Source organism: Pseudomonas canadensis, from assembly GCF_000503215.1.
Lineage (GTDB): Bacteria > Pseudomonadota > Gammaproteobacteria > Pseudomonadales > Pseudomonadaceae > Aquipseudomonas > Aquipseudomonas canadensis.
Genome location: NZ_AYTD01000001.1, coordinates 565,857 through 587,870 on the forward strand (window position 1 = coordinate 565,857; position 22,014 = coordinate 587,870).

At 62.2% G+C, this 22,014-nt stretch carries 18 protein-coding genes; 10 read left to right on the forward strand and 8 right to left on the reverse strand.

Going from position 1 to position 22,014, the window contains the following annotated elements; genetic code table 11:
- Positions 1-54 precede the first annotated feature (54 nt).
- On the forward strand, positions 55-948 hold the full coding sequence (locus U367_RS0102440; protein ID WP_028615583.1) for an alpha/beta hydrolase: 894 nt from the start codon (positions 55-57) through the stop codon (positions 946-948).
- Here U367_RS0102440 and U367_RS0102445 read toward each other — a convergent pair.
- Positions 893-2,230: an MATE family efflux transporter gene (locus tag U367_RS0102445; RefSeq protein ID WP_028615584.1), complete on the reverse strand. Its 1,338-nt coding sequence runs from the start codon at positions 2,228-2,230 to the stop codon at positions 893-895. The genes U367_RS0102440 and U367_RS0102445 overlap by 56 nt on opposite strands.
- A gap of 179 nt (positions 2,231-2,409) precedes the next feature.
- Here U367_RS0102445 and U367_RS0102450 point away from each other — a divergent pair, with 179 nt between their 5' ends.
- Positions 2,410-7,308, forward strand: a complete 4,899-nt coding sequence (locus tag U367_RS0102450; RefSeq protein ID WP_028615585.1) for an alpha-2-macroglobulin — start codon at positions 2,410-2,412, stop codon at positions 7,306-7,308.
- A gap of 137 nt (positions 7,309-7,445) precedes the next feature.
- Here U367_RS0102450 and U367_RS0102455 read toward each other — a convergent pair whose 3' ends face one another.
- Entirely contained in the window at positions 7,446-7,739 is a 294-nt protein-coding gene (locus tag U367_RS0102455) for a hypothetical protein (RefSeq protein ID WP_012722009.1), read from the reverse strand.
- Positions 7,740-7,829: 90 nt separating this feature from the next.
- Between U367_RS0102455 and pbpC the strand changes: the two genes are divergently transcribed.
- The 6 genes from pbpC (at position 7,830) to U367_RS0102485 (ending at position 14,632) form a co-directional block, all read left to right on the forward strand.
- Entirely contained in the window at positions 7,830-10,160 is a 2,331-nt protein-coding gene (pbpC, locus tag U367_RS0102460; protein ID WP_050587824.1) for a peptidoglycan glycosyltransferase PbpC, read from the forward strand.
- A gap of 141 nt (positions 10,161-10,301) precedes the next feature.
- Positions 10,302-10,610, forward strand: a complete 309-nt coding sequence (locus U367_RS0102465; RefSeq protein WP_016977009.1) for a MazG-like family protein — start codon at positions 10,302-10,304, stop codon at positions 10,608-10,610.
- Positions 10,603-11,352 carry a methyltransferase gene (locus U367_RS0102470; protein WP_010213471.1) on the forward strand — a complete coding sequence of 250 codons (750 nt, stop codon included), beginning with the start codon at positions 10,603-10,605 and terminating at the stop codon, positions 11,350-11,352. The genes U367_RS0102465 and U367_RS0102470 overlap by 8 nt, the downstream gene beginning before the upstream one ends.
- A gap of 24 nt (positions 11,353-11,376) precedes the next feature.
- A complete protein-coding gene (locus U367_RS0102475; RefSeq protein ID WP_016977011.1) occupies positions 11,377-11,979 on the forward strand; it encodes a DUF4136 domain-containing protein in 603 nt (200 codons plus the stop codon).
- 44 nt (positions 11,980-12,023) lie between these two features.
- A complete protein-coding gene (locus U367_RS0102480; protein WP_028615587.1) occupies positions 12,024-12,581 on the forward strand; it encodes a DUF4136 domain-containing protein in 558 nt (185 codons plus the stop codon).
- Between the two features lie 104 nt (positions 12,582-12,685).
- Positions 12,686-14,632: a pilus assembly protein TadG-related protein gene (locus tag U367_RS0102485; RefSeq protein ID WP_028615588.1), complete on the forward strand. Its 1,947-nt coding sequence runs from the start codon at positions 12,686-12,688 to the stop codon at positions 14,630-14,632.
- Here U367_RS0102485 and U367_RS0102490 read toward each other — a convergent pair.
- Both U367_RS0102490 and U367_RS0102495 read right to left on the reverse strand, forming a co-directional pair.
- Entirely contained in the window at positions 14,629-17,346 is a 2,718-nt protein-coding gene (locus tag U367_RS0102490; RefSeq protein WP_028615589.1) for a PAS domain-containing sensor histidine kinase, read from the reverse strand. The two genes, U367_RS0102485 and U367_RS0102490, sit on opposite strands and share 4 nt — an antisense overlap.
- Positions 17,343-17,792: a TadE/TadG family type IV pilus assembly protein gene (locus U367_RS0102495; protein WP_028615590.1), complete on the reverse strand. Its 450-nt coding sequence runs from the start codon at positions 17,790-17,792 to the stop codon at positions 17,343-17,345. Before U367_RS0102495 ends, U367_RS0102490 begins: the two co-directional genes overlap by 4 nt.
- Positions 17,793-17,864: 72 nt before the next feature.
- Here U367_RS0102495 and U367_RS0102500 point away from each other — a divergent pair, with 72 nt between their 5' ends.
- Both U367_RS0102500 and U367_RS0102505 read left to right on the forward strand, forming a co-directional pair.
- A complete protein-coding gene (locus U367_RS0102500) occupies positions 17,865-18,314 on the forward strand; it encodes a prepilin peptidase (RefSeq protein ID WP_028615591.1) in 450 nt (149 codons plus the stop codon).
- A 126-nt stretch (positions 18,315-18,440) separates the two neighbouring features.
- Positions 18,441-19,229 (forward strand): response regulator transcription factor, encoded by a 789-nt coding sequence (locus tag U367_RS0102505; protein WP_028615592.1) that lies wholly within the window; start codon positions 18,441-18,443, stop codon positions 19,227-19,229.
- Between the two features lie 12 nt (positions 19,230-19,241).
- Here the strand turns inward: U367_RS0102505 and U367_RS0102510 are convergent, their stop codons facing one another.
- The 4 genes from U367_RS0102510 to U367_RS0102525 are packed head-to-tail and all read right to left on the reverse strand — an operon-like array spanning position 19,242 to position 22,013.
- Complete coding sequence (locus U367_RS0102510; RefSeq protein ID WP_028615593.1) at positions 19,242-19,511, reverse strand: DUF3613 domain-containing protein; 270 nt, start codon at positions 19,509-19,511, stop codon at positions 19,242-19,244.
- Positions 19,512-19,521: 10 nt separating this feature from the next.
- Positions 19,522-20,232 (reverse strand): tetratricopeptide repeat protein, encoded by a 711-nt coding sequence (locus tag U367_RS0102515; RefSeq protein ID WP_028615594.1) that lies wholly within the window; start codon positions 20,230-20,232, stop codon positions 19,522-19,524.
- A 10-nt stretch (positions 20,233-20,242) separates the two neighbouring features.
- Entirely contained in the window at positions 20,243-21,130 is an 888-nt protein-coding gene (locus tag U367_RS0102520) for a type II secretion system F family protein (protein ID WP_028615595.1), read from the reverse strand.
- Position 21,131: 1 nt separating this feature from the next.
- Positions 21,132-22,013: a type II secretion system F family protein gene (locus U367_RS0102525; RefSeq protein ID WP_028615596.1), complete on the reverse strand. Its 882-nt coding sequence runs from the start codon at positions 22,011-22,013 to the stop codon at positions 21,132-21,134.
- Position 22,014 lies beyond the last annotated feature (1 nt).

Genomic DNA, 22,014 nt, shown 5'->3' on the forward strand with positions numbered 1-22,014 from the left:
GGGGCAAGCCCGCTCACCACATAAGTCAGTCTTCACAGGTATAAGGGGTTGGCGATGTCGAGAGTATTCTTGCAAGCGTTTACCCTGGCCGTCGCGGCATTCCTCGCGGCCTGCTCTCCCATCAAAGTGCTCAATGCACTCACCCCCTCCAACACCTTCACCAAAACCTCGGCCATCGCCTACGGCGATGATCCCCGCCAGAAACTCGATATCTACCGGCCAGCTCCTGCTATCTCCAACGCCCCCGTGGTGGTGTTCTTCTACGGCGGTAGCTGGAACAGCGGCTCCAGGGACGACTATGGTTTCGTCGGCGAAGCCCTGGCCTCGCGCGGCATCGTGGTGGTGATCGCCGATTACCGGCTTTACCCTCAAGTGCGGTATCCCGCCTTCCTCCAAGACAACGCCCACGCCGTTGCCTGGACCTATCAACACATCGCCGAATACGGTGGTGATCCCCAACAGCTCTATGTAATGGGGCATAGCTCCGGCGCCTATAATGCGTCGATGCTGGCGCTGGATGCGCGTTGGCTGAAAGAGGTTGGCCTCACGCCGTCAATCTTCAAAGGCTGGATCGGTCTGGCCGGCCCTTATGACTTCCTGCCAATTGAAAACCCAGAGGTGAGGCCAGTGTTTTTCTTCCCTGATTCACCGCCGGATTCTCAGCCGATCAATCATGTCAGCCGTGAGGCACCCTCCAGCCTCTTGATCGCCTCGACGGACGACAAACTCGTTAATCCCAAGCGCAATACCGGCGGACTGGCAGAGCAATTACGGGCGGTGGGTGTGCCCGTGGAGGAGGTCTACTTCAGCAAGACCAACCATCAGACGCTGGTGGGTGCGATCGCCAAACCCTTGCGTTGGCTGGCACCGGTACTGGAGCGCGTCACAGCCTTTATCCGAGCCACTGGTCCTGCCGGTTCAAGCGCCAGGCAATCGCCCACAAAGTAAGGCTGCGCAGGGCCATGAACAGCAGGAAGGTTATCCACAGCCCGTGGTTACCCAAACCCTGCAACGCCCACGCGAAGGGCAGTGTCAACACGACCGTCAGCAGCATGCCATTGCGCATCTCCCGCGCGCGCGTGGCGCCGATGAACAAGCCGTCGAGCAAGTAACTCCACACCGCAATCAACGGCAGAACCGCCAGATAAGGCAGGTAGAGGTCGGCGGTTTCGCGCACGCTGGGGATGTCGGTCTGCATGGCGATAAACAGGTGGCCGCCGACGGTGAACAGCAGCGCAAAGCCAACGCTGGCGATCAATGACCAGCCGCCGGCCACCACCAATGAACGACGCAAGGCCTGGCGGTCATGGGCACCGATGGCGTGGCCGCACAGGGCTTCGACCGCATGGGCCAATCCATCCAAGGCATGGGCGGTCAGCAGCAGGCCGTTGAGCAGCAGTGCATTGGCCGCCACGGTGGCATCGCCCAGTCGCGCGCCTTGCACCGTGATCATGAAAAACACCGATTGCAGCGCGAGGCTGCGGATAAAAATGTCGCGGTTGACCGCCAGCAGCGGGCGCCAGCTTTCCCACAGCTTCAGCGCCGCCCAGGCGATATGACCAGGGTAGGCGCGCAGGGCTTTTTGCGTCATCGCCAGGCCGAGCAAGGCGCCGGTCCATTCCGCCACGACGGACGCACGCGCCGAACCGACCACACCCCAATCCAGGCCGAGTACGAACCACAGGTTCAGGGCGATGTTGACCAGGTTGGTGGTCAGCAGGATCGCCAGCGGCGCCCGCGCGTTCTGAGTACCGAGAAACCAGCCGACCAATGCGTAGCTGGCAAGGGCGGCGGGTAGGCCGAACAGGCGGGTGTGGAAAAAATCTTGAGTCAGTTGATTGAGTTCGGCAGAGGGCTGCATCCATTCCAGGGCCAGATGGCTCAGCGGAATGCCGACAGTGCCCAACAGCATTGCCAGGCCCAGTGCCAGCAGCAGGCCTTGCAGCAGGATTTGTCGCAGCGCCGCCCCGTCATTGCGTCCGGCAGCCTGGGCGGCGAAACCGGTGGACCCCATGCGCAGGAAACCCATGGCCCAGGCGAGGAAGGTGTACAGGCTGGCGCCGACCGCAACGGCACCCAGCTGGTGCGCGTGGGGCAGATGGCCGATGACCATGCTGTCCACCAGCGCCACCAACGGCACCGAGATATTCGACAGGATCATCGGCGCGGCCAGGGCCCAGACGCGGCGGTGTGTGGGGCGGTGGCGCCAGTCGGTGAGTAAGGTGGGCATGCAGGCTCCTTGGGGGAGCGGCATTGTAACTGGCGGCCCTTGGCTGTGGGATTTGACTTGATCAAGGATGACCTCAGAACCAAACCACCCTCCGTCGGTCAATGTGACCAGCACCGCATCGGCCCCCTGCGGGCTGATATATAGTTCACCTCTCGGACCCCCTCACAAACGAGTGCCCCATGCTTAACAAAGGACTGTTCCTTGCTTGCGCGCTGGCCCTGCTGAGCGCCTGCGATTCCTCCGATAAACCGGCAGCCCCGACCGCTCCCGCAGCGGCAACAGTGGCACCCAAACCGGCCAAGGCCGCGGTGGATGTGGCGGCGCTGAAGCAGCGCTACGCCGGGCGTGAGTTGAGTGTGGTGGACGTGTCCGAAGTGCAGCTCGACGGCGCCAGCACGCTTTCTGTGAGCTTTTCCATTCCGCTGGATCCCGATCAGAAATTCGCCGACAAACTTCACCTGGTGGACAGCAAGTCCGGCAAGGTCGATGGCGCCTGGGAAATCTCCGATAACCTGATGGAATTGCGCCTGCGCCACCTGGAGCCACAGCGCAAGCTGGTGCTGACAGTCGACGCCGGTGTGAAGGCGGTCAACGACAACACGCTCGCCGCCGAATACACCGCCCGCCTGGAAACTCGCGACCTGCAAGCCACCGTCGGCTTTGCCAGCCGTGGCACCTTGCTGCCGACACGCCTGGCCGAAGGCCTGCCGGTGATCGCGTTGAACGTCGACAAGATCGATGTCGAATTCTTCCGCATCAAACCCGAATCCCTGCCTACCTTCCTCGCGCAGTGGGGCCGCAACACCAGCCTGCAAAGCTATGAATCCCGCGAACTGCTGCCCTTGGCCGACTTGGTCTACGGCGGCCGTTTCGACCTGAACCCGGCGCGCAACACCCGCGAAACCCTGTTGCTGCCCATCGCCGGCCTCAAGCAATTGCAGCAGCCGGGCGTGTACCTGGCGGTGATGCGGGCTTCGGGCACCTACAACTATTCCCAGCCGGCCACGCTGTTTACCTTGAGTGATATCGGCCTGTCAGTGCACCGCTACGCCAATCGCCTGGACGTGTTTACCCAGGCGCTGGAAGGCGGCAAGGCACTGGATGGCGTTGACCTCGAAGTGCTCGACGCCGAAGGTCGTGTGCTGGGCCAGGGCAAGACCGAGAAGGGCGGTCACGCCGAGTTGCCTTTGCCGAAAAAGGCTCAGGTGCTGTTGGCCAAGCAGGGCGAACAGACCAGTATGTTGCGCCTCGACAGTGCGGCGCTGGACCTGGCCGAGTTCGACATTGGCGGCCAACCCTCCCACCCTTTGCAGTTCTTTGTGTTTGGCCCGCGTGATCTGTATCGCCCCGGCGAAACCGTGCTGCTTAACGCCCTGCTGCGTGACAAGGATGGTAATGCCGTCAAACCGCAGCCGGTGAGTGTCGAAGTGCGTCGCCCGGATGAGCAGGTCAGCCGCAAGTTCGTGTGGGACGCCGATGCCTCTGGCCTCTATCAATATCAACTGCAACTGGCCGGCGAAGCACCGACCGGGCGTTGGCAGTTGGTGTTCGACCTGGGTGATGGCAAGCCGCAGCTGTATGAATTCCTTGTCGAAGACTTCCTGCCCGAGCGCCTGGCGCTGGAACTCAAGGGCAGCGACACCCCGTTGAAACCGGCGGATGACGCGGTGATTCAGGTCACCGGCCGTTACCTGTACGGCGCCCCCGCGTCGGGCAATCGTGTCAGCGGCCAAGTCTATGTGCGGCCGCTGCGCGAAGCGGTCAAAGCGCTGCCGGGCTATCAGTTCGGCTCCGTCACCGAAGAAGAACTGAGTCAGGATTTCGAACTGGAAGAAAGCGTGCTCGACGCCAAGGGCCAGGAAGCACTGACTCTGGAAAGCAAATGGGCCGAGGCCAAGTCGCCGCTGCAACTGATCGTGCAGGCCAGCCTGCAAGAGTCGGGTGGACGGCCGATCACCCGGCGCCTGGTGCAGCCGATCTGGCCGGCCGAGCAATTGCCGGGCCTGCGCGGGCTGTTTGACGGCAAGGAAACCAATGGCGACGGCCCGGCGGAATTCGAAGTGCTGCTGGCCAACCAGGACGGGCAGAAACTCGCCGCGCCCAACCTCAAGGTGCGCCTGGTGCGTGAGCGCCGCGACTACTACTGGAACTACTCCGAGAATGATGGCTGGAGCTATCACTTCAACGAGAAATTCCTCAACCTCGACGAACAGAACCTGAACATCAAGGCCGGCGATACCGCCAAGGTCAGCTTCCAGGTGGAGTGGGGTCCTTACCGCGTCGAGGTCGAAGACCCGCAAACCGGCTTGGTCAGCAGCCTGCGTTTCTGGGCCGGCTACCAGGCTCAGGACAACACTGAAGGCGGCGCCGTACGGCCTGATCAAGTCAAGCTGGCGCTGGATAAACCGGCCTATGGCGATGGCGATACGGCCAACGTGACCGTAACGCCGCCCGCGGCCGGTAAGGGCTACCTGCTGGTGGAGTCTGCGGAAGGCCCGTTGTGGTGGCAGGAAATCGACGTGCCGGCCGAGGGCAAAAGCTTCGCCGTGAAGCTCGATCCGAAATGGTCGCGCCATGATTTGTATGTCAGCGCCTTGGTGATCCGCCCCGGCGAGCGCAAAGCCAACATCACGCCTAAACGTGCGGTGGGCCTGCTGCACCTGCCGCTGGATCGCACCCAGCGCAAGCTTGGCGTGACCCTCAGCGCGCCGGAAAAAATGCGTCCCAAACAGCCGCTCACCGTAAAAATCGCCGCCAAGAATGCCGATGGCAGCGTGCCGAAACAGGTGCATGTGCTGGTTGCAGCGGTGGACGTGGGCATCCTGAATATCACCGAATACCCGACGCCGGATCCGTATTCCAGCCTGTTCGGTCGCAAAGCCTACGGCGTGGACCAATTCGATATCTACGGCCAGTTGATCGAAGCCGGCCAGGGCCGATTGGCCAGCCTGGCATTTGGTGGTGATGCGGCGCTGGCCAAAGGCGGCAAGCGCCCGGACACCAGTGTGACCATCGTCGCCCTGCAAAGCGCGCCGGTGACCTTGAATGAGCAAGGCGAGGGCGAAGTCAGCGTCAATATTCCCGACTTCAACGGCGAATTGCGCCTGATGGCCCAGGCCTGGAGCGACGATCGCTACGGCATGGCCGAAGCCAAGACGGTGATTGCCGCACCGCTGATTGCCGAGCTGTCGGCGCCGCGCTTCATGGCGGGTGGTGACCAGACCACGTTGGCGCTGGACCTGTCCAACCTGTCGGGCAAGCCGCAGAAACTCGATGTACAACTGAGCGCCGATGGGCAATTGGAGCTGGTCAGCAGCGGCGCGCAAAGCGTCGAACTCAAGCAAGGCCAGCGCACCACCCTGCGTATCCCGGTGAGAGCCTGGGGCGGGTTAGGGCAGGGTAAAGTCAAGGTGACGGTGAATGGCCTGGACCTGCCGGGCGAGAACCTGCCGCCGTTTACGCGCGAATGGACCTTGGGGGTGCGTCCGGCCTATCCGGCGCTGCTCAAGCACTATCGCGCGGTGCTGAAGGACCAACCGTGGAGCTTGCCGTCGGGGGCGTTGGATCAGTTCGACGCCTCGGGGCGCCAGGCGCTGCTGAGCCTGTCGAGTCGGCCGCCGTTGAACCTCGGTGCACAGATCAGTGCACTCAAGGCCTACCCCTACGGTTGCCTGGAGCAGACCGCCAGCGGCCTGTATCCGTCGCTGTACGCCGATGATGCGCTGCTCAAGCGCCTGTCGATCAAAGGCGAGTCGGACAGCGAACGCAAACGCAAGATCGAGTTGGGCATCGAGCGCCTGTTGGGCATGCAGCGCTACAACGGCAGCTTCGGGTTGTGGGGCGCGGACGGTGAAGAAGAATACTGGCTGACGGCTTACGTCACCGACTTCCTGTTGCGCGCTCGCGATCAGGGTTTTGCCGTGCCCCCTGAAGCGTTGAAAAAGGCCAGCGAGCGTCTGCTGCGCTACGTGCAGGAACGCAACCTGATTGACGTCGATTACAGCGACAATGCCGACCACACCCGCTTTGCCGTGCAGGCCTACGCCGGTATGGTCCTGTCGCGCAGTCAGCAGGCGCCGTTGGGTGCGTTGCGCAGCATCTTCGAACGTCGTAGCGATGCGCGCTCTGGTCTGCCGCTGGTGCAGTTGGCCATCGCGTTGCAGAAGATGGGCGACCAGCCGCGTGCGGACCAAGCCTTGCTCGCTGGCCTGGCCGCGCAACGCAATGCCAATGAATGGCTGGCCGACTACGGCAGCCCGTTGCGCGACCAGGCGATGATCCTGGCCTTGCTGGAAGAGAACGACTTGGCCAAGGGCAAGCGTGAGGAGCGCTTGTTCACGCTGTCGGATCAACTGGCCGCCAGCCCGTACTTGTCGACCCAGGAGCGCAACTCGCTGTTCCTGGCCGGGCGTCTCGGGTTTGCCAAGCCTGATGCGAACTGGCAGGTGTCATTGACGGGCGGTGGCGGTGTGCAGGAACTGAACACTCAACAGTCGACGCTGGAGTTGGAAGGCAAGTGGCTGTCCAGTGATCTGACGTTGAGCAATCAGGGCGAGACGCCGGTGTACCAGCAACTGACGATTTCGGGTTATCCACAGGTGCCACCGGCACCGGGTGGCGACAACCTGAGCATCCGCCGCGAATACCTGGGCATGAGCGGCCAGCCGTTGAACCTGCGCAGTCTCAACAGTGGCGATCTGGTGTTGGTGCATTTGGCGGTGAGTGCCAAGCAGCGCGTGCCGGATGCGTTGGTGGTGGACCTGTTGCCAGCTGGCCTGGAACTGGAGAACCAGAACCTGGCACAAAGCGCTGCCAGCCTGGAAAACGCCAGCAGCCAAGTGAAGGAGTGGCGTGAGTCGATGCAGAACGCATCGCTCAAGCACCAGGAGTTCCGCGATGACCGCTACGTGGCGGCGATCAACCTCGAAGGCTCCGGCACTACGCACCTGCTGTACCTGGCGCGTGCCGTGACGCCGGGCACTTACCGAGTGCCACCGCCGCAGGTGGAGTCGATGTACCGGCCGAACTGGCAGGCGGTGGGGGAGACGCCGGCGGATCTGGTGATCAAGGGGCGGTGAAGGCCTCAATTTGAATTGGGATCAAATGTGGGAGCGGGCTTGCTCGCGAATGCGCTGGGTCAGTAATAGAGGCGCTAACTGACACTCCGCATTCGCGAGCAAGCCCGCTCCCACAGGGGATTTGTGGTGTTTTTGGGTTAGTGGACGACCCAGCTCAGTAGCCACAGGCCCAACAGCAACCAGATAATCCCCATGATGATCGACGCCCGCATGAAGGCGCGCACCGCCGAGTACAGCAGCATCAGGCCGATGATCAGGGTGATGATGCTGATGATCGAGGTGTCCATGCCCAAGGTGCGGGACAAGCCATCGATGAAGTTGCCGCCGGCATTGGTCAGTGCACCGAACAGGCCGCTGAGGCCGTCGACGATAAAACGGATGACGGAACCGAGCGCCTGGCCCAACCAGCCGAAAAAGCTTTCTACCTGCATATGTGTGTCCTGATGAGAAGGTGGGCGAATCTGTGCCTTTGGTTGTTATTGCAACAGGCTAGTTCCCTACCAGCATAGAGGTTTGCCCGTTTGAGTTTGCGTTTAGTTGCCCGTTGGACCTTGGCCAGCCTTTTGTTGGTGGTGGCCTTGCTGTGGCTGGCCGACCGCATCTGGCCTCTCCCGTTGCCCAAGGATGACCTGGCGCGTGTGGTACTGGCCGAGGATGGCACGCCGTTGTGGCGGTTTGCCGATGCCAATGGCGTGTGGCGCTACCCGGTGCAAACCAGCGAAGTGTCGCCGTATTACTTGGACGCGCTGCTGACTTATGAGGACCGTTGGTTCTACCAGCATCCCGGTGTGAATCCGCTGGCGCTGGCGCGTGCGACCTGGCAGAACCTTACGGGCACGCGGGTAGTATCGGGCGGCAGCACCTTGTCGATGCAGGTGGCGCGGTTGCTGGATCCGCATTCGCGCACCTTCCATGGCAAGTTGCGCCAGTTGTGGCGCACGGTGCAGTTGGAATGGCACCTGTCCAAGGCCGAAATCCTCAACCTCTACCTGAACCGCGCGCCGTTCGGCGGTACGTTGCAGGGCGTGGCGGCGGCCAGTTGGGCCTACCTGGGCAAATCCCCTGCGCAACTGACCCACGCCGAAGCCGCCTTGCTCGCCGTTCTGCCCCAGGCGCCCAGCCGTTTGCGCCCGGATCGCCATCCCCAGCGCGCCCAGGAAGCCCGCGACAAAGTCTTGCGCCGCCTCGCGGAGTTCCAGGTCTGGCCGCAGTCTGCCGTCGATGAAGCCCTGGAAGAACCGTTGCTGCTCGCCCCACGCCTGGAGCCGAGCCTGGCGCCGTTGCTCGCGCGGCGCCTGAATCGTCCCGACAGCCCGCCGCTGATCCGCACCACTCTGGATGCCACTTTGCAACGCCGTCTTGAAGACCTGCTGCTGGGGTGGCGCGCGCGGCTGCCGGAACATACCTCCGCTGCCATTCTTGTAGTTGAAGAGGAAAGCATGGCCGTGCGCGCTTACCTCGGCTCGGTGGACATCAACGATGCCAAGCGCTTCGGTCACGTGGACATGATCAGCGCCTTGCGTTCGCCGGGCTCCACGTTGAAACCGTTTCTCTATGGCATGGCCCTGGATGACGGCCTGATCCACTCCGAATCCCTGTTGCAGGACGTACCCCGGCGTTATGGCGATTACCGGCCGGGCAACTTCTCCATGGGCTTTACTGGCGCGGTGCCGGCGAGTACGGCGCTGTCGAGTTCGCTCAACCTGCCGGCGGTGCAGTTGCTCGAGGCCTATGGGCCCAAGCGCTTTGCCGCCGAAATGCGCATCGGCGGCGTGCCTCTGGCGCTGCCGGCGTTGGCCGAACCGAACCTGGCACTGATCCTGGGCGGTGCAGGCAGTCGTCTCGAAGACCTGGTAAGCGGCTACAGCGCCTTCGCACGGGACGGCAGGAGCGCCGCTATTCGATTACAGCCGGACGATACGCTCAGGGAACGACCCTTACTGTCGCCAGGGTCCGCCTGGATTGTGCGGCGTATCCTCAGCGGCCAGGCGCGGCCCGACCGTGACCCGCGTGCCGAACTGGTGCAACGCCCGGTGCTGGCCTGGAAGACTGGCACCAGCTACGGTTTTCGCGATGCCTGGGCCATTGGCGTGGGCCCGCGTTATCTGATCGGCGTGTGGATCGGCCGCCCGGACGGCACGCCAGTGCCGGGCCAGTTCGGCCTGGCCTCGGCAGCGCCGTTGATGTTGCAGGTGCACGACGTGCTGACTAACCGCGACAGCCAGCGCGGTATCAGCGCGCCCGTGAAACCGGTGCCGGCCAATGTCGGCGTGGCGGCGATCTGTTGGCCGCTGGGCCAGCCCATGAGCCGCAGTGACCCCAATTGCCGCCGCCAGCGTTTTGCCTGGACCCTGGATAACACCACGCCGCCGACGTTGCAGGCACTGGATCAGCCGTTGAGCGTGGGCTTGATGGAAAGCGTGTGGGTCAATGCCAAGGGCCTGCGGGTCGACGCCCATTGCCCCGGCGCCGAGCCGAAAAACATCGCCTTGTGGCCCGCACCGCTGGAACCCTGGCTGCCACGGGCCGAACGCCGCGAAGCGCGCATCCCGGCCGCCGACCCCGATTGCCCGCCTCCGGCATTGGCCGCGTCGTCACCGCTGTCGATTGTCGGCGTGCGCGAAGGTGACCAATTGCGCCTGCCCGCCGCCAGCCAACAGGCCCTGCGCCTGAAAATCTCCGCCTTGGGAGGGAGTGGGCGGCGCTGGTGGTTCCTTAATGGTGCGCCGTTGGGGGACAGCGCCAACCAGGACTTTATCAACGCCAGTTTCGAGCGCCTGGGCCGCTACCAGCTCAGCGTCCTCGATGAAGCCGGGCAAACGGCCCGGCTTGAGTTCAGCGTCGTCGATTGAATCGCTATCGCCGGCAAGCCGGCTCCTACAAGGGAACGCATTCCAGACTGTAGGAGCCGGCTTGCCGGCGATAGCGGCCTAAAGGTTCACTTGCCTTCAAGGCTAATCCCCCCGAAGCTATCCACCTTCAGGAGCCCCCGCATGAACCTCGAACACCTCACCGAACGCCTGCACCGCATCCGCGATAACAATGACTGGAAGCAGTTCCACAGCCCGAAAAACCTGGCCATGGCCGCCAGCGTGGAAATGGCCGAACTGGTGGAAATCTTCCAATGGCTGACCGAAGACCAGTCGCGCCAGTTGCCGGCCGACACACTCGCCCATGCCGGGCAGGAAGTCGGCGATATCGTGTTGTACCTGCTGTTGCTGTGCAGCGAGTTGGGTCTGGACATGAACGAGGTGGTGCGCGCCAAGTTGGCCGACAGTGAACGGCGGTTTGCCCATGAGTGATCGTCATTTCGACCAACTGGCTACGCGTTTCGCCGAAAAAATCTACGGCGGTGCCAAAGGCGCGATCCGCCTGGCGGTGCTCCAGGCCGACCTGACCGAAGCGCTGCCGAAACGCCCTTTGCGCGTGCTGGATATCGGCGCGGGCCTGGGCCATATGTCGCTGTGGTTGGCCGAACAAGGCCATGAGGTCACCCTGGCCGAGCCCGCTGAGCCGATGTTGGAAGGCGCCCGTCAACGTTTCGCGGATGCCGGGCAAACCGCCACCTTTATTCATGCGCCGTGGCAAGACCTGCTCGGCCAACTCACCGAACCCTATGACTTGGTGTTGTGCCATGCCGTACTGGAATGGCTGGCCGAGCCCCATGCAATCCTGCCGGTTTTGCACCAACTCACGGTACCTGGCGGCTGGCTGTCGCTGGCCTTCTACAACCGCGATGCGCTGATTTACCGCAACCTGCTCAAAGGCCACTTCCGCAAAATGCGCAAGAATGACATGGCCGGCGAAAAGCAGAGCCTGACGCCGCAACAACCCCTCGATCCCCGTGAGTTGGCGGCGCAACTCGAAGGCCTTTGGCAGGTCGAAAGCCAAAGCGGCGTGCGGGTGTTCCACGACTATATGCCGGTAGAATTCCAGGCCCGCGCCGATTTGCAGGACCTTTTGGAGATGGAACTCGCTCACCGTCGTCACCCAAGCTTTGCCGGACTTGGGCGTTATTTGCACTGGATTTGCCGTCCGGTTTAAGCGGCCCAGTCTGCGGAGGTCGAAATGCGTCGTCTCTGTTTGATCCTGTTGTCCCTGGGTTTGGGCGCGTGTTCCAGCCCAAACCCCTATGTTGCCGCTTCGGCGCCGATTCCTCCGGCGCCGCCCCAGGCGGCCAACACCTTTGATGCCAGCGCCTACCCGGCGCCCGTGCGCGACTACGGCGCCTACCGCAATTGGGCCTGGCGCAACGGCCAGTTGCCGGCGGGCACGGCCTGGGCGGATTCGGCGCAGATTGCCGAAGCGGTCAGCGGTGCCCTTGATCAACGCGGGCTGCGCCCGTTGCATGACAATCGCCCGGCAGACCTTTTTGTCAGCGCCGATGTGCGCCTGGAGAAGCGCCTCAAGCAGGTCCAGGATGACTACGGCTACGGTTATGGCGGCTACAACCGCTATGGCAATGGTTACGGCATGTACAACTCGGTGCCGATCGTGCGCACCTATGAAGTGCAGGTCGTGGTGGTTCGCGTCAATCTGTTCGATGCCCGCACCGGCCAGCCGGTGTGGAGTGCCAGTGCGGAAACCGGCAGCCAGGGAAGCCTCAGTGAGCGGGGAGATGCCTTGCGCCAGGCGGTGCAAAAGGCAATGACGGCGTATCCTCCCAGTTAACAGCTATTCTCATCTTTAGCGCGGTCGCTCTTTGGAGAAAAACCATGTTTCGTCGTATCGCTACGCTTGCTCTTGTAGTGCTGCTGGGCGGTTGCCAGACCAGCCAGGTCAACCACGATTTCGACGCCAGCCGGGATTTTGGTGCCTACCGCAGTTGGGCCTGGAAAGACCCGGCGTTGCAATATCGTCCGGATGATCCGCGCATCAAGAGCGACCTGACCGAACAGCGCATCCGCCAGGCCGTGGGTGAACAACTCGACCAGCGCGGCCTGCGCCCAGCGGCGCCGGGCAGCAAGGCTGACCTGAACGTGCAGGCCTACCTGATCGTGGAGGACCGCCAGCAGCAAGTCACCACCAACTACGGCGGCGCCTGGGGCGGCCCATGGAACGGCTATTGGGGCGCGCCGATGTACAACGAGACGCGCAACATCACCTACAAAGTCGCCACCATCCAGATCGACCTGCTCGACGGCAAGGACGGCAAATTGGTGTGGCGCGGCAGCGACGAACAGATGATGGCCACTTCGCCCAACCCCCAGGACCGTGACAAAGCCATCCGCACCACCGTCACCCGCGTCCTCTCCAGCTACCCTCCACACTAGAAATACCTTCCGCCAGTCGTCAATGTGGCGACTGGCCAGCGCACACCTGAAGCCTTGTCTACACTCCAATTCAATTACGGAGAGTAAGCGCTAAGGAGTGCCTGATGTCTCCCCGACTTGGTTCCCGGCAGCGTGGTGCGATTGGCTTGATGGCGGCAGGCACCTTGGCGGTGGCCATGGTGTTCATGCTGTTGGCGCTGGACAGCGGTCGCCTGTACCTGGAAAAGCGCAGGTTGCAGTCCATCGCCGACACAGCGGCGTTGGAAGCCGCCGGTCGTGGCGGCCAGTGCACGCCCACTTCCACGGCCAATGACTACGCCAAGGAAAACGCCGCGCGCAACGGCTTTACCGTGGTCGCCGGCGACAACAGCCGGGGCCTGGCCGTGACCTGCGGCACCTTGCCCACCAATGCCAGCAATATCCGTGTGTTCGTCGCCGACGCGACCAAGAACGACGCCGTGCGCGTGGTCGCAACGCGCAGTGTGATGACCAGTCTCGCCAACGGCATCTGGAACATGTTCAGCGGTGCACCGGTTGCCGCCCAGACGATATTGAGTGCCACCGCCGTGGCTGCGGCTGCGCCCCCGGTAGCGCAACTGACCATTCGCAGCGGCCTGGCCTCCGTGAATTCGGCCAATTCCCCGTTGCTGAACATGGTTGTCGGCAATCTATTGGGCGGCAGCCTGTCCCTGACGGCCGCAGGCTGGAATGGCTTGCTGACGACGAACGTGAACCTGCTCAGTTATCTGGATCAGTTGGCGATTCAGTTGAACGTGAAGGCGGGTGACTACGACGCACTGCTGAGTACCGCCGTTTCCGCCAGCCAGTTGCTCGACGCCGCCGTGAAGGTCCTGCAAAAAAACGGCGCGGTCGCCACGGCGGTCATCAACGATCTGATTAGCGTGAAAGCCATCGCGCCGAATACCCAGCTCTTGACGGTTGGAGACTTGCTGAAAGTCGCCACCGGAACGCCGGCGGCGGCCTTGAATACCAGTGTGCAGTTGTTTCAGTTGCTGGAGACCGTGGCGCAGCTCTCCAGCAGCAAAAGTGCGGTCAGTGCGGCAGCCCAGGTGAATATTCCGCTGGTAGGCACTGTCTCGATCCAGACCAAAGTCATTGAACCCCCGCAATTGTCGGCGATTGGCAATCCACTAAAGGCCAAGGCGGGGCTGTTGAATAATCCGCCGACGGATCAGATTTTTGTTCGAACCGCCCAGGTACGCACCTTGGTCACGATTGATGCGCCGATCATCAAGGTGGTGTCGGGGGTTTCATCGATTCTGAGCGGGCTTGCGACGCCGGTATCCAAGGTGGTCGGTGGTTTATTGAACTTGAATCTTCTGGATGTGGTGGCCGGTGTCGTGTGCTTAGTGGGGTGTAATGTCGCTGACGTGGATATCACCCAGACCTTGTCCATCTATATCGAGGCGGCCAGTGCAGAGAGCCACGTCACAGACTTCAGTTGCGCCACGCCGGCCACCAAGTCGTTGACGGTGCAGGCCACCACTTCACTCGCCACCTTGGGCGTGGGTTATGTTGATCCGGTGTCGGCATTTTCATCGTCTGCGCCAGTGAATGTGCAGCCGGTGAGGCTGATCGACTTTGGCCAACGCTTTTGCCTGCTGACGTTGGTGTGTGGTCCGCGCACACCCGGCGTTGGCGGCGGCCTGAATCTGAGAGCGTTGTCCACCATAGGCGCGCAAACCAATACGTTGGTGTTTAATCCGGTGAATGACATCAACGCGGCAACGATCTACAAAAAACCACCCGGCACTGCCGATATCCTGTTTAGCCTGGGCAATACCCTGAACGGTCTGCAGGTCACCTACGTGCCGCCCAGCGGCAGTACACCCAACCCGGCGAATGGCACCGTTACCAGCGCGCTGGCGACCATCACCAGTTCGGTGGTGGGCCTTGTCCAAAACGTCCTGTCGCCGATACTCGATCCCATCGTCAACACACTGCTCTCGGCGTTGGGCATCAGCCTGGGCAACGCCGAAGTCGGCGCCAATCTCAGTTGCCACATGGGTCGCGCCTATCTGGTGATCTAACCCACCGGCAACTCCACACAAAACCTCGCGCCGTGCTCGCCATTGGCGACGCTGAGGCGTCCGCCCATGTTTTCGACGATCCCATAGCTCACCGACAAGCCCAACCCCGTGCCCACGCCGATGGGCTTGGTGGTGAAAAACGGCTCGAAAATCCGCTCCAGCAACCGTGGGTCAATGCCGCCACCGTTATCTTCAACCCAGATGCGCACATGCCGGCTGTCATGCTCGCAGTGCAGGGCGATCCACGGGCGGAACCCGGGATCCTTTTCGCGCTTGCTCAACAGCGCATCACGGGCGTTGACCATCAGGTTGATCAGCACTTGCTCAAGCTGGTCGACATGCCCTTTGACCTGCACCTTGAAGTCCGCAGGTGTGATGCGCAGCTCCACGCCCTTGCCGCGCAGGCCTTCACCGAGCAGCGACAAGGTGCCTTCCACTGCCTGCGACGGGTCGAAGGGCTGTTGTTCGATTTCCGAGCGGCGGCCGAACACGCGCATGTGGTCCACCACCCGCGCCGCGCGCTGGACCTGGGTGTCGATGCGCTGGAGCTTTTCGGTGAGGTAGTCGACTTGCGCATCGCCGTTGCTCAGGCGCTTGAGCACATTGACGATGGCCATGCGCATCACGTTCAGCGGCTGGTTGATCTCATGGGCCAGGCCGGTGGCCATTTCGCCAAGGGTGGCCATCTTGGCGCTTTGGGTCAGTTGCTGCTGGGAGCGGCGCACTTCGGTGTTGTCGCGGCCCACCGCTTGCACCTCCACCAGTGTGCCCTGTTCGTCGAACACGCCACGGTCCGACCACACCCACCAGGCATGTTCGCGGCCGGGCAATTCCAGGCTGATCTCGGCGGTGCTGACCGGGAATTCCGGGGTCAGTTGTTCGATGCGCTGTACAAAGGCCTGGCGTTGTTCGTCCGACAGCCAGTGCCCCAGGTTCAGCCCCGGTAATTGCGCCGGCAGGCATTCCAGGTAGTTGGCCAGCGGTGTATTGCCGAAGGTCAGGGTCAGGTCAGGGCGATAGCGACAGATCATCGCCGGAGAGTCCTCGACCAGGATGCGGTAGCGTTCTTCGCTCTGTTTGATCTGCTCGGCCGCCAGGGTCGCCTCGGTCACATCCAGCCATAAACCGACGGCTTCGACCGGCAGGCCGAGGTCGTCGCGCAACAGCTTGGCTTCGTCCAGCAGCCAATGGTAATGGTCTTGTTTATCACGCAGACGGTAGCGGCTGCGTACGCTGCCTTCGCGCAGGAGTTGGCGGCTGCGCTCGAAGTACAGCTCGCGGTCTTCGGGGTGGATCAGTGATGCCAGGTTGTCAGGGGTGCAGTCGGCCAGGGTCCAACCCAGCAGCGGCAGCAAGCTGTCGCTGAAGAACGCCGGGAGCAGGGCGCCGCTGACATAACGTTGCACGTAGATCACCGCCGGCGAGCTGGCGATCAGGTTGTCCAGGCGCGCATGGGCGGCGTCGGCTTGCAGTTGCTGGTTCTTGATGTCGCTGATGTCGAGCATGAAGCCGATCCAGCGCCGGTTGTCACCCACGCCCAACACCTGGCCCTGGACGCGATACCACAGGGGGTTGTGCTCGGCGTCGGTACGCTGCAGGCGCACGCTGGTCAGCAAGGGTTTGCCCAAGGCTTGCAGGTCGTGCAGGCGGCTGTTGAGCGCCTGGCGGTCGGCGGGATGGATCAGTTCAAGCCACTGGTCCAGCGGCTGGCGGGTCGGGCCGTCTTCCAGGCTGAGATTGTGCAGCAACTGCGGGGCCAACTGGATCTCCTGAGTGGCCGGCAGCAGTTCCCACCAGCCGGTGCCTAGCAGGCCTTGCAGGGCTTCCATGCGGTCAAGCTGTTGGTGGTTGCGTTGCTCGCGCAGGCGACTCAGCAGCGGGGCGGCGAGGGCGGCGGTGAGGTTCAACCAGTCCCGTTCGCTAGTGTGTTGCTGGCCGCTGTAGAACCCGCAGAGCAACCACGCGGCGACGCCCTGGCTGTCACGATAAGGCACCAGGAATCCATCGGCATTCCCGAAAATACTCTGCAGCCGCGGGTTGTCACTGCGCTCCTGGGCCAGGCTCAACGGCGTATTGCCATTGGCACTGTCCAGGCTGATGCCCAAGGACTGGCCGGTCTGCCACAAGGTGGGCGCATCGTGGGCGGCGTAGTGGCTGTAGATCCGCCAGCCCTGGTCTTCTTCATCGAGCAAGGCCATGGCCACGCAGGGGATCCGCCAGCGCTGGGCCAGGCTGCGCAGGTGTTCGTTGAACACCTCGGGCAGGCGGGTCAGGCTGCATACCCGCAGTTGTTCGCTCATCTGGCAGGCGAGTTGATGGTTCTGTTCGCGGTGCTGGGCCAGTTGCCGGCTGGCCAGCAAGTCGCTGACGTCCTGCAGGCGCAAGCACCAGCCATCACCCTCGGGTTCGACCCAGCCACGGGTGTGCAGGATCTGGCCGGCGGCGCCTTGAAAGTCCAGGTCCAGGCTCTGGCGTTGCCAGTCGGCGGGGGGGCCTTCGATGCTCAAGGCGCTGCTGGCACATAACAGCTCGCGCAGCAGAGGTCGGGCTTCATGCGGCGCGAGCAGTGAGCGCAGGGTGCCGTTGATGCCCAGCACGTGGCCCAGCGCGTCCAGTTGCAGGTGCAGCCCTGGCGTGGGGGCGCCGGGCATGTCGAGTGTGAGCGCGCTGCTGCGGCCGAGCAGTCGCCCGAAGAGCTTGTCCCCCGAGGTCAAAGCTGCAGACTCGAACTGACCAACAGGTTCGCCGGCAGATTCGGCACGGTGCCAATGACCGGCAACACCAGCGCCGGGAACACCGAATAGAGGCGGCTGGAGGGGTATTTGATCGTGACTTTCAGCGTGGTGCCGGTGCCGGCGTAGGTGGCGGTGACCAGGTCATCGGTAAACTGGAAGCTGGTCGGGATCCATTGCAACTGTTTTAAGGCGGTGGTTTTGGCGAGGGTGGTCACCTGGTTGGTATAAGCGGAACCGGCAGCTACCGGGTCCACCGACATGGCCTGGCGCACGCCCTCAGCCGCCGCCTGGTTGAACGACTGCAACATCAGCAACGGCAGGCTATAGCTGATCAACCCATAGAACACCGCAAAAAAGATCCCGAAGACCAGGGCGAACTCAATCGCCGCTGCACCTTTTTGCTTTCTAGGGAGGCCTGTTTTCATGACTGCGTCTACCCTGACGGCTACTACTTGATATCAGCATAGAATCAATCAGCGAAAAGGGATGTTTTTTACGTGATTCATAGCGCGGTGATACTGCTCTGGCTGGGGCTCTGTGCGTTGCAGGACATGCGTCAACGGCAAATCGCCAACAGCTTGACCCTTGGAGTGGCGCTGTTGGCGTTGATTTACCTGTTGTGGAGGGGCACGACCTGGCTGGGGGCACCCGCTGGCGACGGAGGCTGGGCCTTTGCCGTGGCCCTGCTGCTGACCTTGCCGGGCTATGCACTGGGCCGCTTTGGCGCGGGGGATGTGAAGCTGTTGGCCGCGCTGGCCCTGGCGAGCAATCTGGATGCTTTGTTATGGTCGTTGATCGGTGCCGCCGTGTTCCAGGGCGCCTGGGTGCTTATCCATCAAAGGTTTAGCGCGCACCGAGAGGTACCTTCACCGGGCGTGTCAACAAAGCAGCCTTTTGCCCCCTTTGTATTGACAGGATTTGTGCTGTACTGGCTTTGGATCCATTAGTCGCACAAGGCCTCTATCGCTATGTACATAGTCGGAAAGTAGGTCTACGTTTATTGAGTAGATGTGTAGGATTCTTCGTCAAAAAGGATAGGTCAATCTTTTGGCTGGCCAGGCATGGAGTAACGCGTGAACAAGCTTACCTCGGCGGTAAAAGTGCTCGTGGTCGACGATCAGCCATTGATCGTGGAAGAGCTCTGCGAATTTCTTGAAGGCAGTGGTTATCGCTGCGTCCCTTGTGAGTCCAGCCGACACGCCTTGCAGCGCTTCAGCGAAGACGCCGAGATCGGCTTGGTGCTGTGCGACCTGCACATGCCGGACATGGACGGCATCGAGCTTGTAAAGGCCATGCAAAAGGTGGCAGGCAAGGCGCGGGCATTCGAGGCGATCATGCTCACTGGCCGCGCCGATAAACAGGACGTGATCAAGGCCCTGCGTGCCGGGATCTCGGACTACTACCAGAAGCCGATCAGTCTCGACGAATTGCTTGAAGGCCTCCAGCGCCAGGAAGCGGCGCTGGAAGACCGGCGCAAGGAGCTGCAACTGGGGCACCTGAACCAGAAGCTGCAATACCTTTCCGAATCCATCAACGACCTGTACCAGGACCTCGACAAAGTGCGCCGCAGCCCAGGTGCCGGCGTGGCGGATGAGGCCGATCTGGTCGCCGATGAAGCCGGGCCGGTGGAAATTCCGACCATCTTCAATCAGCTGTCACCGCGCCAGTTGGACGTTGCACGCCTGGTGGGCAAGGGCCAGACCAACTACCAGATCGCCTGCGAACTGGGGATCACCGAGAACACGGTCAAGCTGTACGTGTCCCAAGTACTGCGCCTGACCCATATGCATAACCGTACCCAACTGGCACTGGCCTTGTCGCCGAGCAACTCGGCGATGCGCCAGCGAGTGACGGCGCACTGAAGCGCCAGGACCTCATTGACTCTGGCCGCCTTTAGAGTCCCCACTGGTGCCCGTTTCGAAAAACTCTGGAATCGGATATTTGTAAGTGTCCAGCCAACGCTGCGAGGCCTGCTCCCGTTCCGCGGGCGTGGCCCTTTGTGGCGTCGGCGAAGCGGCTCGCCCGTTGATCTGCAAGACCATCCAGTTTTCCGTTTCCGCCTGCTGCGGGGACGACGGGCCGGGTTCGATGGCCATGGCGCCCAGCGGTAACAGCACCAGGCCGATCAGGTAATGTGCTTTCATCGATCACTCCTTACTTGAGGCTCACCGGCAGGGCATCGCGCACTGTCGCGACTTTGCGCGCCGCCGTCCGGGCGCCCTTGAGTTTTTCTGCGCGGGCCTGGGCATCGGAGACTTGCTCGCGGCTCAGGCCCAACTGACTGACGACCTTGGCCGCTTGCCCCCAGTCGTCCTGGTAGATCAACAGCGTGACCAGATTGACGGCGGCCAACGGGTCGCCCTGCTTGAGTTCGATGGCCGTCATGAATTCAAAGCGGGCTTCTTCCACGCGCAATTGGTTGAGGTAAACCACGCCCAAGTCATTGCGGATTTTCTCATCAGTGGGCGCCAGCTGCGCCGCCCGCTGCAGGTGGGCCATGGCCAGGGCGCTGTTGCCCTTCGCGGCCGCCAATTGCCCCAGGCCGTGCTCGCCTTCGGCGGTCATGCAGGTGCCGAGCAGGCTGCGGTACAACGGTTCAGCTTCGCTGCGCCCGAGCAGGCGGTAAGTGCGGGCCTTGCGCTGGCGCACTTGGGGCAAGGCTTCGGGCAGGCTTTGCAGGTTGGCCAGGCTGGCGTGCAGCTTGCCTTCGTTGGCCAAATCATCAGACAGGTTGAGCGCCAGTTCCTGTTCCGAGCTTGGCTTGGCGCAACTGCCCGGTGAGGTCAACGCTGCCCAGGGTGATTGGCCATTGGTGGCGCAGCCGCCGAGCATCAGCATGGCCAAGCCGGCAATCATTACTCTCATCAAGGTCTCCTCAAAAGTTGGCCATCGCCCGTGCGATGCCGATAAAGGCCGGGCCGCCGAGCACGATCAGCAAAGCGGGGAACAGAAACACCATCATCACCACCGACATTTTTGCTGACATCTTTGAAATGTATTCCTGCAGGCGGGTCAGGCGTCGGTCGTCGAGCAGTTGCTTGAGGGCCAGCAAGGACTTCATCGCGCCGCCGCCCTGATGGATCAATTGTTGAAGGATGATGCAGGTGTCGGTGAACTCATCGACTTCCAGCAAACGCGCGGTCTTGCCCAGTTCTTCGCCCAGTTCCAGGCCGGAATCGACCCGCGCCAGAATCAGGCGCAGCTCATGCGTCAGCGCGGGCAGCAAGCGCTGGGCTTCGGTGCCCAGGACGCGCAGTGACTGTTCAACCGCCATCCCCGATTCGAACAGGATGCGCAGCAGCGGAATGAAGGTCGAGATTTCCTTGGCGATAGTTTGCTGACGATGTTTGGCGGCGGCGGCGAGCACGCGTTTGGGCAGTAGGTAGCCAATGCCCAGGCCAAACAGGGGCGCAATCCACGCGGGGTCCATTTCAGGGAAAAAAACCTGCTGGCCGATGACGGTTAGGCCCAGGAACACGATGGGCAAGCCGATCTGAAAGGCCGCAAACAGCGAACGTTGGCTGGCCTTGCGCCAACCAATGCGGTTGAGCAGTATCTGGGTCTCGTTGTCCAGGCTGACCGAACGCTGGGCCAGGGTGCTGGCGCCGAGTTGACGCATGAACGTGCCGAGCTTGGCATCGCCGCCCATACGCCCTTGCAGGCGCTCAGCCACCCGGCGGTCACGTCGGCGATTCTCGAGCAATTGGCCGCCGAACAATACCAAGGCGGCGAGCAACAACAAGACACAGGCCAGCAGCGCCATCTCAGACACTCCTCAGCATGCGCCACATGAGCAAGGTGCCGCTGATGTCCATGACCAGCGCGCTGAACAGCATGATGCGTCCCGTATCGTCGTTCCACATGTTCATCAGGTAATCGGGATTGACCAGGATGAAATACCCCACGATCAGTATCGGCAGCCCGCCCAGCACATACGCGGTCATGCGGGTTTCACCCGTCATGGCCTTGAGTTGACGGGCGCCCTGTTCCCGTTCGCGGATCATCTTGATCAGGTTTTCCAGCAGCTCACTGGCATTGCCGCCGTAGCGGTGATTGACCTTCAGGCCCAGGGCGAACAGGCGGAATTCATCCTGTTCATAGAACTCGGCAAAGTCGCTGACCGAGTCCGGCAGGCTGACGCCCATGCGCACATTGCGTTGAACGCGGCCCATGGCTTCCTTGAGCGGATCTTCAGTGCTCTCGACACCGCCCAGTACTGCGTCGGCCAAGGTTCTGCCGGATTTGAGGCTGCGCACGCTGTGGTCGAGCAATTGGGGTAGTTGCTCGACCATACGTTGCACGCGGCGTTGATAACACCAACTGATGTACACCCGCAGAAACAAAGGCGGTCCGACGATCATTGTGATCAGGCCCAACCCGTCGGCGAACAGCCAGCCCAACAGTACGCCGATCACCCAGGCGCTCAGCCATAGGCCAAGGCGGTCCGTGGGTTTGCCCAGCCCGGCACGTTGAAACATCCGCTCAAGGCCCGTCCAACGCGTGTCGGTGTCCTGTACTTCGGGCTGACCGTCGCCGAGACGTTCGAGCACGCGGTCCGTCTGGGCCTTGCGCAGGCCGTGCTGAAATTGCCAGAACGACAGGCCGATCAGCAGCAGGCAGATAAGGAGCAACACAGGTCCGATCATC

Coding starts and splice junctions, on each gene's coding strand:
- U367_RS0102440 (WP_028615583.1), top strand. CDS start 55: ATGTCGAGAGTATTCTTGCAAGCGTTTACCCTGGCCGTCGCGGCATTC.
- U367_RS0102445 (WP_028615584.1), bottom strand. CDS start 2,230: ATGCCCACCTTACTCACCGACTGGCGCCACCGCCCCACACACCGCCGC.
- U367_RS0102450 (WP_028615585.1), top strand. CDS start 2,410: ATGCTTAACAAAGGACTGTTCCTTGCTTGCGCGCTGGCCCTGCTGAGC.
- U367_RS0102455 (WP_012722009.1), bottom strand. CDS start 7,739: ATGCAGGTAGAAAGCTTTTTCGGCTGGTTGGGCCAGGCGCTCGGTTCC.
- U367_RS0102465 (WP_016977009.1), top strand. CDS start 10,302: ATGAACCTCGAACACCTCACCGAACGCCTGCACCGCATCCGCGATAAC.
- U367_RS0102470 (WP_010213471.1), top strand. CDS start 10,603: ATGAGTGATCGTCATTTCGACCAACTGGCTACGCGTTTCGCCGAAAAA.
- U367_RS0102475 (WP_016977011.1), top strand. CDS start 11,377: ATGCGTCGTCTCTGTTTGATCCTGTTGTCCCTGGGTTTGGGCGCGTGT.
- U367_RS0102480 (WP_028615587.1), top strand. CDS start 12,024: ATGTTTCGTCGTATCGCTACGCTTGCTCTTGTAGTGCTGCTGGGCGGT.
- U367_RS0102485 (WP_028615588.1), top strand. CDS start 12,686: ATGTCTCCCCGACTTGGTTCCCGGCAGCGTGGTGCGATTGGCTTGATG.
- U367_RS0102495 (WP_028615590.1), bottom strand. CDS start 17,792: ATGAAAACAGGCCTCCCTAGAAAGCAAAAAGGTGCAGCGGCGATTGAG.
- U367_RS0102510 (WP_028615593.1), bottom strand. CDS start 19,511: ATGAAAGCACATTACCTGATCGGCCTGGTGCTGTTACCGCTGGGCGCC.
- U367_RS0102515 (WP_028615594.1), bottom strand. CDS start 20,232: ATGAGAGTAATGATTGCCGGCTTGGCCATGCTGATGCTCGGCGGCTGC.
- U367_RS0102520 (WP_028615595.1), bottom strand. CDS start 21,130: ATGGCGCTGCTGGCCTGTGTCTTGTTGTTGCTCGCCGCCTTGGTATTG.
- U367_RS0102525 (WP_028615596.1), bottom strand. CDS start 22,013: ATGATCGGACCTGTGTTGCTCCTTATCTGCCTGCTGCTGATCGGCCTG.